We start from the raw sequence: 13,220 nt of genomic DNA on the forward strand, positions 1-13,220 counted from the left end.
CATGCTTATGATCAATTAAAGGTTACGTCTATATCTGACTTCTTCATTTTACATATAATGTAAATCACTCTCATTAGGACATTGGTTGCAGGAATATATAACCATTACATTTTCCTTTATCCTTTAAGCAGTTAAGCGTTACCAACTTAAGAATCAGGTACTTTTGCTTATAAAAATAAGTTGACAAAAAACCACATTAAAAGATAACCTTCGTATTAACAAGGATATATTTCCTTTTACAACCTTAGACAACCACTTGCATTCGAAAAAAATTGGATTATACCCTATGGGTCTTAAAACCTATTTTATGAAGCGAGGTGTCCCGCATGAAAACCGTTGCGGACTATTTGGCAGAAACGCTGCAGAAGCTTGGTGTTACTCATGTCTTTGGTATTATTGGAAAATCGATATGCCCTGCTGTTCTGAAGATGGTGGACCACGGCCTTGAGTTCATTCCAGGTCGCCACGAATCCAGTTCAGGATTCGCAGCAGCTGGTTATGCTCTCCAAACCGGAAGGCTGGGTGTTGCATTCGCCACTTCAGGTCCGGGTGGAACCAATCTTTTAACCGCTGCAGCTCATGCCAAAGCCAATAACCTTCCGGTGTTATTTATTACCGGGCATCAATCCATTCAGGAATTAGGCATTCCACAGTGCCAGGACTCTTCCTCCTATCTGGCCGATCTCGCAGAGATGTTCAAACCCGCTACGTTATTCAGCAAATTGGTGGAGCGTGGCGACCACTTCGGTACATTGCTCAATCATGCCCTCTCCATTGCACTTGGCCCGAACAAAGGTCCGGTTCATCTTTGTCTACCCTTTGACGTTCAGACCGAGCTGCTTGCTGAATGCCGAATTGTCATGCCTGAACCCGAGCCTCTAATTAGCATCTCTAACCTTAATCGAATTCTTCCCCTTCTTCACAAGTCCAGTCACCCATTAATTATCGCAGGCAAAGGCGTCAATCGAGCCAGAGCTCATGATGAGCTATTGCAGTTAGCAGAACAATTCCAAATTCCTGTCATCACGACGCCGGGTGGGAAAGGTGCTATCGCCTGGAACCATCCGTTATATCATGGACCTTGTGGTGTCGGGGGCTTCCCCCATGCCGATGAATTGCTCAACCAGAGTGACCTCTATATCGTACTTGGGTCGCGGCTGAGTGATATGACGATCTGCAATCTCAAACCGGACAATCATCCTGCACATCTCATTCAGTTCGATTCGGATCCTGCCTTTGTCGGCAAAATACTCCACTCACAAACCTTACATATTACTGGCGATCTAAAAGACAATCTGCAGTTTCTGCTTGGTACCCTGACCGAATATGAAGCTCCTAAGAGAGAGTCCACGGCAGTAGACTATACGGTCCCCCTGCCAACGCTACCTAACCTCTCCCTTGCATCCATTTTGGATGAATTGAGCGATATGCTGCCGTATGATCATACCTTATTTGTTGATGACGGAAGTCACGGCTTTCATGCTGTTCAGCGTTATAAAGTGAAAAAACCTGGCAGTTTTGTATTTGACGCATACTTCGCCTGTATGGGGAATGCCATTGGTATGGCGATCGGAGCCAAGGCAGCAGCACCAGACGAGACGATCGTCTGTATTACAGGCGACGGATGCTTCATGATGCTCGGAGCCGAGATCAATGCCGCTGTATGCCACAATCTGCCGGTCATCTTCATCGTAGTGAATAATAAACAGCTGGATATGGCGCTCAAAGGCATGCAAAAAACAACAGGTCGAATCGACGGGACCTTGTTCGAAGTGCCTATGGATGCGTCGAAGTTTGCTGAAGCTCTCGGAGCAGCCGCATTTCGGGCAGAAACACATGGCGAGTTCACCGCTGCAATCAAGGCAGCACAAGAACTGAAACAAGTCGCAGTAATCGAGCTGTTGACGGATCGCGATGAGATTCCGCCTACAGCCCATCGTACCGTGAATTTGTGAACTAGGAGGAGCAAAAATGAGTGAGCAGATTGTTCAAGGGCTGGAGCGTTTCGCGAATCTTTCTGGGGAGTACGGAGCCAAAGCCTTGGCCCCCATCAAGGAACATTTTCCCGAGCTGGCAGAATTCATTATGGGTACAGCTTACGGTGACATTTTCCAACGTACCAGCATTTCGGATCAATGGAAAGAAGTTGCCGTTATATCCTCACTGATTACACAAGGGCAGTTTGAACAACTGGGTGTTCATTATGTTATGGCACTTCGTGTTGGAGTAACTGTGGAGGAGCTCAAAGGAATTCTGCTGCATTTGGCACCTTGTGTAGGGGCGCCGCGTATTATTAGTGCATTTAACGTCCTACTTTCAACGCTAGATGAAATCCAATAATTAACTATTCTACATTTTTATACACGATTCGACTTTATTCTTGATCTCATTACATCTACGCCTTTATAATATGGGTAAATTATCCTCGATCTCAGCTTACATCGTAGAAGCCAGTAACGGTGGCGATAACACCTTGTCCCTGGTAGCAGGATAGCCTAACTCATTTATAAGGAGAGAGACAATTATGGGAAGCTTTATACTCAAGACTGACGTTCCAAACAAGGTGCTTAACATTGAACTGGAGGGATCTTTCTCTCAAGAAGATGGATTGCGTTCCATCTCGGCTTATCAGGATACGATTGCTCCCATTGACCCAACGGAATATGAACTGCGTATCGACTGCAAAAAGCTGAATGTCACCGCTCCGGAAATTGTACCTCTGCTGGAAGGCTGCCTGGCTCTATTCAAAAAGGACGGCTTCAAAAAGGTTGTACTCACACTCGAAAATAATGCCATTTTGAAAATGCAGTTGTCCAGGCTTGGACGTGCTGTCGGACTGGACAACCTCGAAATTGTATCTACCGTTACCACCTAATAAATCAGGCGGACAAGTTGTGGATCCACCCATCCGCTCAAGAGGAGAATGAAGATGGCCGGAATTCGTATTGTGGATATGGATATTTATCATCCAGCACACCAGGTGGACAATGACTTTTACATTGAACATTTTGATGCGAGAGGGGTAGATATTCGGGGATTGTTAAAAGCGCTTGGGCGTGATAAGCGTTACAAAATTAACAACGATGACGAGAACTCACTAAGCATGGCTTATGAGGCAGCCAGTAACCTTTTGGAAAAGACCGGACTGACCGGGGCGGATATCGACCTGATTGCCTATGCAAGTCAAACGCCGGAATACATCTTCCCTACGAATTCCTTGATGATTCATCGTTTAATTAATGGTGCATCCCATACCATCTGTATCGACAGCAACGCCAACTGTGCCGGAATGACGGCAGCCTTTGAACAGGTGAGCCGGCAGATGCTGGGCAATCCCCGAATTCGAAGAGCACTGATTATCGGTTCAGATTATGTAGCCCCGCACGCGAGTCCAGATGATCCTGTCTACTATGCCAATTTTGGCGATGCGGCAGCGGCTGTCATCATCGAACGCGACGAACAGGCCACCGGCTTCATTGATTCCATATACCAAACGGATACCTGTGTGTACGGTAATTCCCTCTTTCCTGCAGAAGGCCTGGCGAAATTGGGTCAGACCGGGGTGGATGCAGGAGCTTTTCATGTCAAATTCACACCGTTCGATGATTCGATCTGCGTTGATGCTGCTTCTGAATCTATTCTCACATTGTTAAGACGCAACGAGATTGCAGCAGATCAGATCAAAGCAGCCTGCTTCTCCCAGTTATCCATCGGTAATATTCGAGCGGTATCAGAGAACATTGGGATCGCAAATGATGTTGCCGTCTACATTGGAGACGAATTCGGCTATACCTCAACCAGCAGTCCCTTCATTGCTCTGCATCGGGCCATAACCTCCGGTCAGGTCGAACGTGGTGATAAAGTGTTGTTCTGGACGGTCGGAGCCGGGTGGCAAAATGTTGCCATGGTGGTCGAATACTAAGCTGGTTTCACTTATACGAAAAGAAGGATGTCCTTTTTCACTTCAAGGGACATCCTTCTTTTACAAGGTAGGTTGCATGATTAGAAGATCTTCTTGGTTTCCCGATCATCCTTCAGGATCTCGACCGCCTCACGGAAACGAAGCGAATGCACAATCTCCCGTTCCCGCAGGAACTTCAGGCTATCCTGGAGATCCACATCATCCGTCAGATCAATTAACCATTGATATGTAGCCCTAGCCTTCTCCTCCGCAGCGATATCTTCATACAGATCTGCAATAGGGTCACCCTTTGCTTGGATGTAGGTTGCAGTGAAAGGTACGCCCGCTGCATTGCTGTAAAAGAGTGCCTTGTCGTGATTCACATAGTGAGCATCCAGGCCTGCCTTCTCCAGCTGTTCAATGGTTGCATCCTTGGTAAGTTTGTAGATCATGGTTGCGATCATCTCCAGATGGGAAAATTCCTCTGTAGCGATGTCATTCAACAGACCGATAATTTTGTCCGGAATGGTATAACGCTGATTCATATACCGAAGGGCTGCAGCCAGTTCCCCGTCTGCTCCACCATACTGTTCCATCAGCAATTTGGCCATATGAGGATCACATTTACTTACCCTAACAGGATATTGCAGCTTTTTCTCGTATACCCACATCTTGCACGATTCCCCCTTCAAAAATACCAAATGAATGTCATCCGATTCGGATCGTTCATACGTTCACTTCCCGGGATCCCGATTCTGGTTTCCGGAAAACCCGGGTACGGCATACTTTCGCAATCAACTCAAACGTTCATTACACCTGCCACGGCCAGGGGGCCTCTAACCACTGCCAAGGATATTTGGAGAACGCATGCCCAAAGTTCATGAGCGGTCCATACAGCTGCTGAAATTCATGGGCTACCCTCATCCGCTCCTGGCTAAACTTGTTATACTGTTCAATACTTTGATAGTCACCCGGGTGAGTATCCAGATACAGATTCAGCTCCACCAACACAAAATCCAAGGCTTGCAGTTCCTCCAGCAACTCATAATATCTGGCGTCACACGCTTTTGCTGCTTCAGGCTCCATCTGCTCCTACCTCCCTCCCTTTTGTTTTTTTGGATGTATAAGGACTGTATAGCGCAGGCCACAATGTTCCGAGTCTCAGCGCTTCTGCCGGACTGTATTGGGGCCAGCCCATCGGCTGGAAAGGAATAAATAACTGCGGAGGAACAAGGTAGGTTTTAATTTCAATCGGTTTACATGGATCAAAAGGCCCCACAAAAGGTGCATATGCGCGAAGCTGTGGATCAATCATTTTCAAACTCCTCCCTTCACTGAATTCGGTCACTCGTCGATAGGCGACTACAACCCTTGCTTTTCCCGTCTATTATCCATATGTCATCATTGTTAAGTTCATCCCAATTCAGCTGAAACAACTCACGGAATTTCTCACGCCTTCTTTTAAACAAAAAAAAGACCCTTGGTTCCTCCCCGCGGGAAGTGTTCCAAAGGTCACATTCATTTCAATATGGTAGTGCATTTCACTACTTGTCCGATTCGGGATCGTCCTGAGCCTCATTCAAAGCAGCAGCCTCTTGTTCAGAGACTGGGCTCCTATACACCTTGACTCGGGTAATTCGTAATCGGGTGGATTCCTCCACTTCAAAAACATAGCCGTTCTGCTCCCGTGTTTTACCTTTGGCTGGGCTGCCTTCAAGCTCTTTGAACAACCAACCGCCAATGGTATCTACTTCTTCGTCATCAATGATGGCCCCGGTCCATTCATGAACCTCTTCAATGAGGGATCGTCCATCTATGGAGAAGGAATCACCGCTGCGTTCCATATGAGGTCGCTCATCCTCGAACTCATCGTATAGATCCCCTACGATCTCCTCCAGAATTTCCTCCGCCGTCAATAATCCGGCGGTGCCGCCGTATTCGTCAACAACAAGGGTCATCTGGGAATGCTTTTTCTGCATCAGTTGAAGGACATGGCTGATTTCCATGGATTCCGGAACGTTCAAGATAGGCCGCACAAGTGAAGCCAGGTCCTGCTGCTGTTCCGGGGCTGCCAATAGCAGATCCGTAATATGGATAAATCCGATAATTTCGTCTTTATCCTCAACGGCAACAGGATAACGGGAATGCTTCGTTGCATTAATAATCTTCAGGTTCTCTTCCAGGGGCAGATGGGTATACAGACAATCCATATCTGTACGTGGTAGCATGACTTCACGAGCAAGCATATCGGAGAAATCAAAGATGTTATCCATCAGTTTGATTTCATCTTTGTCAATGACGCCACTCTTCGCACTCTGCTTCATCAAGATTCGGAGTTCATCTTCAGAATGGGCTTCTCCTTCACTCGCAGGCTCTATCCCTGCCAGTCGCAGCAGTGCATTGGCCGATGCATTGAGAATCCAGATGAATGGAAAAAAGATTTTGTAGAACAGCAGAAGTGGTGCGGACAATAGCAGAGCCACGCCATCAGTTTTTTGAATAGCAAGCGACTTCGGTGCAAGTTCCCCAAGTACAATATGCAGAAACGTAATAATACAGAAACCGACGATAACAGAAACGGTAGAGATCAGCCCTGTATCCGCCACGCCCAGTTTGAACATCAGCGGCTCTACCAGTAATTCGGAAATGGCGGGTTCACCGAGCCAGCCAAGCCCCAGGGATGTCAGGGTAATGCCGAACTGGGTTGCCGACAAGTAAGCGTCCAGTTTTCCATTCACCTTTAAAGCATACCCGGCCAGCCGATTTCCCTCGCTCTGCAATTGAGTCAACCGGGTCTGTCTGACTTTAACCAGAGAAAATTCCGCTGCAACAAATACACCATTCAAGAATACGAGCAGAAAAACGCAAACCAAATTGAACACCAGCTGCCCGAGATGAAATTCGGTATGAATATCCAAGTCGACACTCCCCTTTTTCTATCTATTTCAGGAATATACCTGGAATATCAGCGCCTAATCAGCGCGTAATTGCTTTTCTGGATTTGAAATCCACACCTTTATAATACATGTCCGCCACCAGCAGGTTAGGGCCGCAGCAGGACGCAGCATCACAGTGACAGTTAACGGTCTGATTAAGCGGATGCTCCGCTGACCATTCATGGAACACATCATCCAGCTTCCGATCCCGAATGTTGCCAAAGGCAGGGATGTCAGCAAAATCCGTAACGTACACATTGCCTGTAAACATGTTGACGTTAACGCGATTACGGCCATCCGGATCATTGCGTACGGTCACATTAGGCTCACTGTACAGGCGATTGATCAATTCCCGATCCTGATCGGCCGCACTGCAAGCAAAGAATGGAAGTGTTCCGAACAACATCCACATATCTTTGTCGCGCACATCCAGCAAGCGATGAATAGCTGCTCGCATATGGTCCAGAGACAAGACAGGTAATGTGGAAGCAAAATTTGAGTTATACATCGGATGTACTTCATGACGTACACAGCCCATCTCCCGAATCAGTTGATGGATTCCCTCCAACTTATCATGAGTACGGAAATTAATCATGGATTCAGCCGAGATAAACATGCCTGCTTCACTCAGTTTGCGCGAATTCTCTATCATTTTCTCATACATTTTCACCGCTACTTCACGCTTGACAGGTCTGCCGCTGTTGGCAAAACCGACTTGATGGAAATCATCAGCATTCAGGTAGTTGAATGAGATGTGCATCACATCAAGGTATGGCAGCAGTTTCTCGTAACGACTGAGATCCAGCGTCAGGTTGGAGTTGATCTGTGATCTTATGCCGCGCTCCTTGGCATATTTCAGCAGCGGGATGATCATTTCATCCACTGTCTTTTGACTGAAGCTCGGCTCACCACCTGTCAAACTGATGGTCTGCAGATGCTCCACTTCGTCCAGCCGCTTCAGCATTAGAGGCAGTGGCAGTGCGGGAGCTTCACGCATCGTGAGCATATCCCCTACAGCACAGTGCTCACATCTCATATTGCACAGATGAGTCACGGTCATTTCAACACTGGTTAACACGTGGCGTCCATATGTACGCAAAGAGCCGATCGGATCCCATGGATCATTAGTCGGCGATAAAGGCATCGGTTCAACCGATCCTGAGTTTAGCATGGTCATTGTTCTTCACCTTATTCCTTTTATTAACCTAAAAAGTTTTATTTACATCATACTTTGGCATGATCTTTTTGGAGCTATCTTTTATCATAGCACAATTTTGAACGCTTCGGCATGAAGTGCTCTGTCCATTACATGACAAAAACGCCCATACAACTCCAGGGCCAACCCGGCCCGGATATTGCTATGAGCGCAGTCTCCCTGCTGGCAATAACTTAACAGTGATCAAGAAAATTCATCACAGGAAGGAGTTGGAGGCACGCCCTCATCGCCTTCTACACCAGTAATCATAACCGATAGGGCTGTGGACAGATCTATTTCGTAAGGAGCCTTTAACGTCTGTCCATCCGCATCCTTTAACACCCGAATCCGGGGCCGCTGCGGGATACGTGAATCGATGGATGCAACGACGCCGACTTCCCCCGTGCTCAGCGTCACAGATAGACCTACGGGATAAATTGCCACACAGTCACGGAATTTCTCCAGCATACGCTGTTCATACAACGAGCCAGATCCCGTATATAATACTTCCACTGCCTGGTGAGGGAGCAATGACTTCCGGTATACGCGATTACTCGTCATCGCGTCATACGAGTCAGCCAGTGCAATCCACTTGGCATACTCATGAATTTGAGGACCCTTGAGGCCAAACGGATAGCCACTACCGTCGATTCGCTCATGGTGCTGCAGGGCGCAATGCGCTGCCAGCAGCGGTATGCCTGGTTCATCTTTTAAAATCCGATGTCCATATGTAGTATGCTGCTGAATGATTTTAAATTCCTCATCCGTCAATTTCGCTGGTTTATGCAAAACAACTGGATCAATCTGTGTCTTTCCTATATCATGCAGCAGGGCACCCAGTCCAATTTCCATCAGCTGCTGTCTGGAATACCCTGAGGCGACGCCCAAAACCAGTGTGTACACACATACGTTCAAGGAGTGGTTGTACAGAGCAAGATCACTGGAGTTCATATCCATCAGCATGATCATTGCTTCCTTTTGACCACCGATGTCCTCCAGAATGGTATTCATCAGACCACTCAGCGCTTTGCCAAAATGCGGTATCCGGCTTTTGGTCTTCATACCTGACATACTCTGAAACTGCTGCTTGATTTCTACCAGTGCCCTGCGTCTGGTTTCCTCCTGAAGCATATCGGGAACGATGATATCCTCTGTCGCTGCTTCCTTAATATATACGTAACCTACGCCGAGGTCTTTTAGACGTCCAATCAACCGCTCGGTCAGTTCCACATCTTCACTAAGCAGAACCAAACCCTCTTCGCTATAAATCCGTTTCCCCAGCTTCATGCCAGGCTGCAATAGGTTTATATGTACCAAACGCACAGCCTATCCTCTCCCGCTCCGTAGATGTAATTTCCACTAGCCGCCGCTTCAGCAGAAGGCAAGTACTCGTCAATTTCTTTCATGCCAGCGGGATCGCAGGCTATCATCCAACGCCCCTGGTCTTTTTAATTCGATCTCCAGCAGATCCCGTATAAATTCAGGAAGTCGATATGCGATCTCGGTTCCCCGGGCTAACGAAGGGTATCCCACATTGAATGTGAACATGTCTAATGTCCCGACCACATATTCCTGTTCATCACCCATAGGCTTACCATCGACATATAATGCATTGATCTTTTGATATGGGGGACCCGCAGGATCATACTCCATCTCCATACCATCCACACACAGCGTACCAAGTATCTTCCCGCGAAATCCAAATCCGATGATGGGCTTATCCGCATATTCCTGAAGCAAAGACTGTTCCAGGGCTTCACGAATCTCTCTGCCTTTCAGCCTTATTGTACAAGCATTGATCGGAGAAGGACATAGGGAATGCAGCATTCCCTTGCTGATGTCCCCTTGCGGAAGTTCACCCAGGAGTTGACCAGCGTTAACCAGTGACAGCTCAGCTCCCGTGAAGTGCCTTACTGCCTGCGCGAGCAGCGATGCGAATGGTGATTCCTTCTCATATTTTATCGGAAGAGTTCGGTCAATCATTACAGCTGTCTGTCCAAGAGCACGCTCTGCCTCCGCGCGATGTGCGGCGATAGCCAGTGCAACCTTCTCATCCAGCATCTGATCCTTCAATGGAAAACAGCCACTACTAACCAGTCTGGGCTTGCTTGCATCGCTATCCCGCTCAAGTACAACTTTACCGAGCCACTGACCGAATTTTCCGGCTGCTCCCAGTACTGCATTGCCAATGACCAGAGGTTCCTCGATCACATGGTGTGTGTGTCCGCCAAGAATAACGTCAATGCCCTCAATCTGCTCCGCGAGTTTCCGGTCCGTTGATAGACCCAGATGGGAGAGTATGATGACAATATCCACATTAGGGCGCAGCGCCTCAACTTGCTCACGCAGTGTTTCCACAGGGTCAAGCAGCTTCCATCCCAGCAAATCGTAAAAAGCAGTAAACGGTGCAGTAGCTCCGAGCAAACCTATCCGAAATGGACCTTTGTCCACAATAAGGGATGAGTTCATCCATACTGGAGGCTGACCACTGGCCTCTTCCACAACATTTCCGCACACGACAGGACACAGTAGTCCCGAATAGGATTGTGCAAGCTGTTCCGGTGTAAATGTCAGTCCCTCGTTATTGCCAATCGTTACGGCATCATACCCCGTCAAATTCATCACATCGACGTTGGCTCCCCCAAGTGTGCCCTCTGTCTCTACGGCCATACGATCCATATGATCTCCGATATCCAGAACTAGAACGTTTTCGCTACGTTCTCTCTCTTGTTCAATCATGGCGGCGATAGAGCTCATGGAACCAAAATGACTATGGATGTCATTGGTGTGCAGAATGATTAACGTTTGTTTTTCCTTGGTGCTCATCACACCGCCTCCTCTCGTCCTTGCCTAACGTACATTCCTCTAATAGATAAGCATAACATTTTCCGCGTCGTTATGATATATTGAAAGGGTTTAGAGATAAAAAAGAGGTGACGCATAAGCATGATATTAACCATACAGCTGTTTGCAGGTATTGCTGAACGTCTGGGCACGTCCCTGCTTGAATATGAATATACGGAAAGTCCTTTGACCGCAGCTCTTCTCAAAGAAAGCCTGGCACTCGCCTATCCAGAGGCTGCTTCACAGATTCGAAGTTCCTTTCTGGCGGTGAACCAGGAGTACGCTCCTGCCGATACGATGATTAAGCCCGAAGATGAACTTGCCTTAATTCCCCCCGTTTCAGGAGGTGACGGTACTGGAGGGTCCGAGGATGAGCATAGGTCTTCACTCTCCGAACATCGTACTCCGGACGGTATGTTTATGATTACGAAGTCCCCCCTGTCCGTGGAAGAAACAACAGCTCTGGTCATTACCGCAAACCACGGGGCAGCACTGACTTTTGTAGGTACTACGCGTGAAATGACAGGGGAACAGCGAACGGTCCATCTGGAATATGAAGCTTATGTACCGATGGCGCTTTCTCAGATGGCTAACATCGGAAGTGAAATCTCCGAGCGCTGGCCAGGTGTCAGATGTGCAATCAGCCACCGAATCGGTCAGGTTGACGTTGCAGAGATTAGTGTTATTATTGCCGTCTCCTCGCCTCACCGCAGTGATTGTTATGACGCCAGTCGCTACGCTATTGAAAGACTCAAACAAACGGTCCCGATCTGGAAAAAGGAAATATGGGACGATGGTTCCGAGTGGAAGGGACATCAACTGGGACCCTGGAACCCCTTGGACAATTTATAAATAGTCATTCCACCTCTTGCAAGGCTAATTAAATTAGTAAATAAGTCGTTGTCAACCCATTTTTTTCTTGTTATTATAAGCATATATGTCGATATAAGTCGAGGAAAAGGTGGTTTATACGTGAGAGTGCATGTTACTGATCTTAAACCTGGTGATCTGTTAAAAAATGATGTATACAACAGTTCAGGTCTCCACATGCTGATGAAAGGTTCCTTACTCAGCGAAGACGATATTACCAAATTGCTGCAACATGGAATCGATTACGCAGATGTAGAACATACAACATCCAACCTACACTCTGATACGCAAACCATGCCTTCCGATCAGACCCGTCTGTTAACTACCTTGTTTGACGATACGATCAAAGGTACCGAATCTCTGTTTCAGCAAGCGATGGAGAAAGGGTTTATTGACGAAGCTCAGGTCGATGAAATTTTGATTAACCTGACAACTCAACTGGAGAAACAGAAGGATGTCGTTTCCCTACTACTTATGCTTGACGGCGATAATGATTATACCTACAACCATTCATTGCAAGTGGGAATGCTCGCGTTTTATATTGCTGGCTGGATGGGCTACAATCCTGAAGAATGCCTGACCGTAGCCAAAGCAGGTTATCTGCACGATATTGGAAAATCCAAGATTTCTCCTGAAATGCTACATAAACCGGGAAAACTAACCCCGGAAGAATTCGAAGAAATGAAGAAACATACGTTATACGGATATGAGATTGTTAAAGAGTCCACGCAGGATGAGATTTTGGCTACGGTCGCCCTTCAGCATCATGAGCGGGAAGACGGAAGCGGCTACCCTCATGGACTGAAAGGGAATGACATTCATCCATATGCCCGTATTACGGCCGTAGCTGACGTTTACAGCGCGATGACGACCAACCGGGTATATCAGACCAAGCAGGAGTTAATCTCCGTGCTGTGCGAGCTGTACAGCCTGAGCTTTGGCCAACTCAACGGAGAAGCTACCCAGGAGCTCATCAAACACATGCTGCCCAATTTTATAGGAAAAAGGGTACTGCTCACCTCGGGGGAAACGGGCATTATCGTCATGAATAACCCTGCAGACTATTTCCGTCCGCTTGTTCAGACATCCACAGCCTTTATTGATTTAGCGAAAGAAAGAGATATCGCCATCGTCGAAATTTATATTCAATAGCTCCATGGTTTCGCAGCAGCACGTAGAAAAATGAATAATTACGAAGAATTACAATACAGGAACTTATTTTATGAAAGTAAAAAGGGAAACCGAATTTTCGGCTTCCCTTTTGCTTTATTCAGGTTTGATACGCGTATTACACGCAGAATGCTTTAGTGATGATAACCAACAGAATGAACAATACCAAGATTGCGCCTACCGATGTGAATGGGTTGTATCCACCGATGCCGCCAACATTGCCACCACAGCCATATCCTACCTCGCTCATGTGATTGCCTCCTCTTCATCAGGTATACCCTAACATATGATCTTGCAGAGGAAG

General features: G+C 47.2%; 14 protein-coding genes. 6 read left to right on the forward strand and 8 right to left on the reverse strand.

Annotated features, from left to right (window positions below):
- Window positions 1-326 precede the first annotated feature (326 nt).
- From GUA98_RS03860 to GUA98_RS03875, 4 genes are all read left to right on the forward strand, one after another.
- Window positions 327-1,955: a thiamine pyrophosphate-binding protein gene (locus GUA98_RS03860; RefSeq protein WP_153977762.1), complete on the forward strand. Its 1,629-nt coding sequence runs from the start codon at window positions 327-329 to the stop codon at window positions 1,953-1,955.
- A 16-nt stretch (window positions 1,956-1,971) separates the two neighbouring features.
- Complete coding sequence (locus GUA98_RS03865; RefSeq protein ID WP_153977761.1) at window positions 1,972-2,340, forward strand: carboxymuconolactone decarboxylase family protein; 369 nt, start codon at window positions 1,972-1,974, stop codon at window positions 2,338-2,340.
- Between the two features lie 184 nt (window positions 2,341-2,524).
- The gene (locus GUA98_RS03870) at window positions 2,525-2,875 is read left to right on the forward strand and encodes a hypothetical protein (RefSeq protein ID WP_153977760.1); all 351 of its coding nucleotides are present in this window, start codon (window positions 2,525-2,527) and stop codon (window positions 2,873-2,875) included.
- Window positions 2,876-2,929: 54 nt separating this feature from the next.
- Window positions 2,930-3,922, forward strand: a complete 993-nt coding sequence (locus tag GUA98_RS03875; protein WP_153977759.1) for a 3-oxoacyl-[acyl-carrier-protein] synthase III C-terminal domain-containing protein — start codon at window positions 2,930-2,932, stop codon at window positions 3,920-3,922.
- A gap of 80 nt (window positions 3,923-4,002) precedes the next feature.
- Here the strand turns inward: GUA98_RS03875 and GUA98_RS03880 are convergent, their stop codons facing one another.
- From GUA98_RS03880 to GUA98_RS03910, 7 genes are all read right to left on the reverse strand, one after another.
- Window positions 4,003-4,572: a manganese catalase family protein gene (locus tag GUA98_RS03880; RefSeq protein WP_153977758.1), complete on the reverse strand. Its 570-nt coding sequence runs from the start codon at window positions 4,570-4,572 to the stop codon at window positions 4,003-4,005.
- A gap of 139 nt (window positions 4,573-4,711) precedes the next feature.
- Entirely contained in the window at window positions 4,712-4,987 is a 276-nt protein-coding gene (locus GUA98_RS03885; RefSeq protein ID WP_153977757.1) for a spore coat protein CotJB, read from the reverse strand.
- Complete coding sequence (locus GUA98_RS03890) at window positions 4,977-5,216, reverse strand: spore coat associated protein CotJA (protein WP_095359029.1); 240 nt, start codon at window positions 5,214-5,216, stop codon at window positions 4,977-4,979. The genes GUA98_RS03885 and GUA98_RS03890 overlap by 11 nt, the downstream gene beginning before the upstream one ends.
- 229 nt (window positions 5,217-5,445) lie before the next feature.
- Window positions 5,446-6,819 (reverse strand): hemolysin family protein, encoded by a 1,374-nt coding sequence (locus tag GUA98_RS03895; RefSeq protein ID WP_193722103.1) that lies wholly within the window; start codon window positions 6,817-6,819, stop codon window positions 5,446-5,448.
- A gap of 58 nt (window positions 6,820-6,877) precedes the next feature.
- Complete coding sequence (yfkAB, locus tag GUA98_RS03900) at window positions 6,878-8,014, reverse strand: radical SAM/CxCxxxxC motif protein YfkAB (RefSeq protein WP_095359031.1); 1,137 nt, start codon at window positions 8,012-8,014, stop codon at window positions 6,878-6,880.
- 222 nt (window positions 8,015-8,236) lie between these two features.
- Window positions 8,237-9,355: an HD-GYP domain-containing protein gene (locus tag GUA98_RS03905; protein ID WP_321573831.1), complete on the reverse strand. Its 1,119-nt coding sequence runs from the start codon at window positions 9,353-9,355 to the stop codon at window positions 8,237-8,239.
- Between the two features lie 69 nt (window positions 9,356-9,424).
- Complete coding sequence (locus GUA98_RS03910; protein WP_193722104.1) at window positions 9,425-10,858, reverse strand: bifunctional metallophosphatase/5'-nucleotidase; 1,434 nt, start codon at window positions 10,856-10,858, stop codon at window positions 9,425-9,427.
- Between the two features lie 120 nt (window positions 10,859-10,978).
- On the opposite strand from GUA98_RS03910, the gene GUA98_RS03915 reads away from it, so the two are divergent.
- Together GUA98_RS03915 and GUA98_RS03920 are read left to right on the forward strand one after the other, a co-directional pair.
- On the forward strand, window positions 10,979-11,728 hold the full coding sequence (locus GUA98_RS03915; protein WP_193722105.1) for a molybdenum cofactor biosynthesis protein: 750 nt from the start codon (window positions 10,979-10,981) through the stop codon (window positions 11,726-11,728).
- A 120-nt stretch (window positions 11,729-11,848) separates the two neighbouring features.
- Window positions 11,849-12,898, forward strand: a complete 1,050-nt coding sequence (locus GUA98_RS03920; protein ID WP_095359034.1) for an HD-GYP domain-containing protein — start codon at window positions 11,849-11,851, stop codon at window positions 12,896-12,898.
- 136 nt (window positions 12,899-13,034) lie between these two features.
- Here GUA98_RS03920 and GUA98_RS29340 read toward each other — a convergent pair whose 3' ends face one another.
- Window positions 13,035-13,166 carry a YjcZ family sporulation protein gene (locus GUA98_RS29340; RefSeq protein WP_218029803.1) on the reverse strand — a complete coding sequence of 44 codons (132 nt, stop codon included), beginning with the start codon at window positions 13,164-13,166 and terminating at the stop codon, window positions 13,035-13,037.
- Between the last annotated feature and the right edge of the window lie 54 nt (window positions 13,167-13,220).

Origin of the sequence: Paenibacillus sp. P13VS (genome assembly GCF_015143645.1) — a bacterium.
In the GTDB taxonomy this organism is placed as follows: domain Bacteria; phylum Bacillota; class Bacilli; order Paenibacillales; family Paenibacillaceae; genus Paenibacillus; species Paenibacillus xylanilyticus_A.

Excerpts from the sequence above, each read along its gene's own strand:
- GUA98_RS03860 (WP_153977762.1), top strand. The coding sequence starts at position 327 with ATGAAAACCGTTGCGGACTATTTGGCAGAAACGCTGCAGAAGCTTGGT.
- GUA98_RS03865 (WP_153977761.1), top strand. The coding sequence starts at position 1,972 with ATGAGTGAGCAGATTGTTCAAGGGCTGGAGCGTTTCGCGAATCTTTCT.
- GUA98_RS03870 (WP_153977760.1), top strand. The coding sequence starts at position 2,525 with ATGGGAAGCTTTATACTCAAGACTGACGTTCCAAACAAGGTGCTTAAC.
- GUA98_RS03875 (WP_153977759.1), top strand. The coding sequence starts at position 2,930 with ATGGCCGGAATTCGTATTGTGGATATGGATATTTATCATCCAGCACAC.
- GUA98_RS03880 (WP_153977758.1), bottom strand. The coding sequence starts at position 4,572 with ATGTGGGTATACGAGAAAAAGCTGCAATATCCTGTTAGGGTAAGTAAA.
- GUA98_RS03885 (WP_153977757.1), bottom strand. The coding sequence starts at position 4,987 with ATGGAGCCTGAAGCAGCAAAAGCGTGTGACGCCAGATATTATGAGTTG.
- GUA98_RS03890 (WP_095359029.1), bottom strand. The coding sequence starts at position 5,216 with ATGATTGATCCACAGCTTCGCGCATATGCACCTTTTGTGGGGCCTTTT.
- yfkAB (WP_095359031.1), bottom strand. The coding sequence starts at position 8,014 with ATGACCATGCTAAACTCAGGATCGGTTGAACCGATGCCTTTATCGCCG.
- GUA98_RS03910 (WP_193722104.1), bottom strand. The coding sequence starts at position 10,858 with ATGAGCACCAAGGAAAAACAAACGTTAATCATTCTGCACACCAATGAC.
- GUA98_RS03915 (WP_193722105.1), top strand. The coding sequence starts at position 10,979 with ATGATATTAACCATACAGCTGTTTGCAGGTATTGCTGAACGTCTGGGC.
- GUA98_RS29340 (WP_218029803.1), bottom strand. The coding sequence starts at position 13,166 with ATGAGCGAGGTAGGATATGGCTGTGGTGGCAATGTTGGCGGCATCGGT.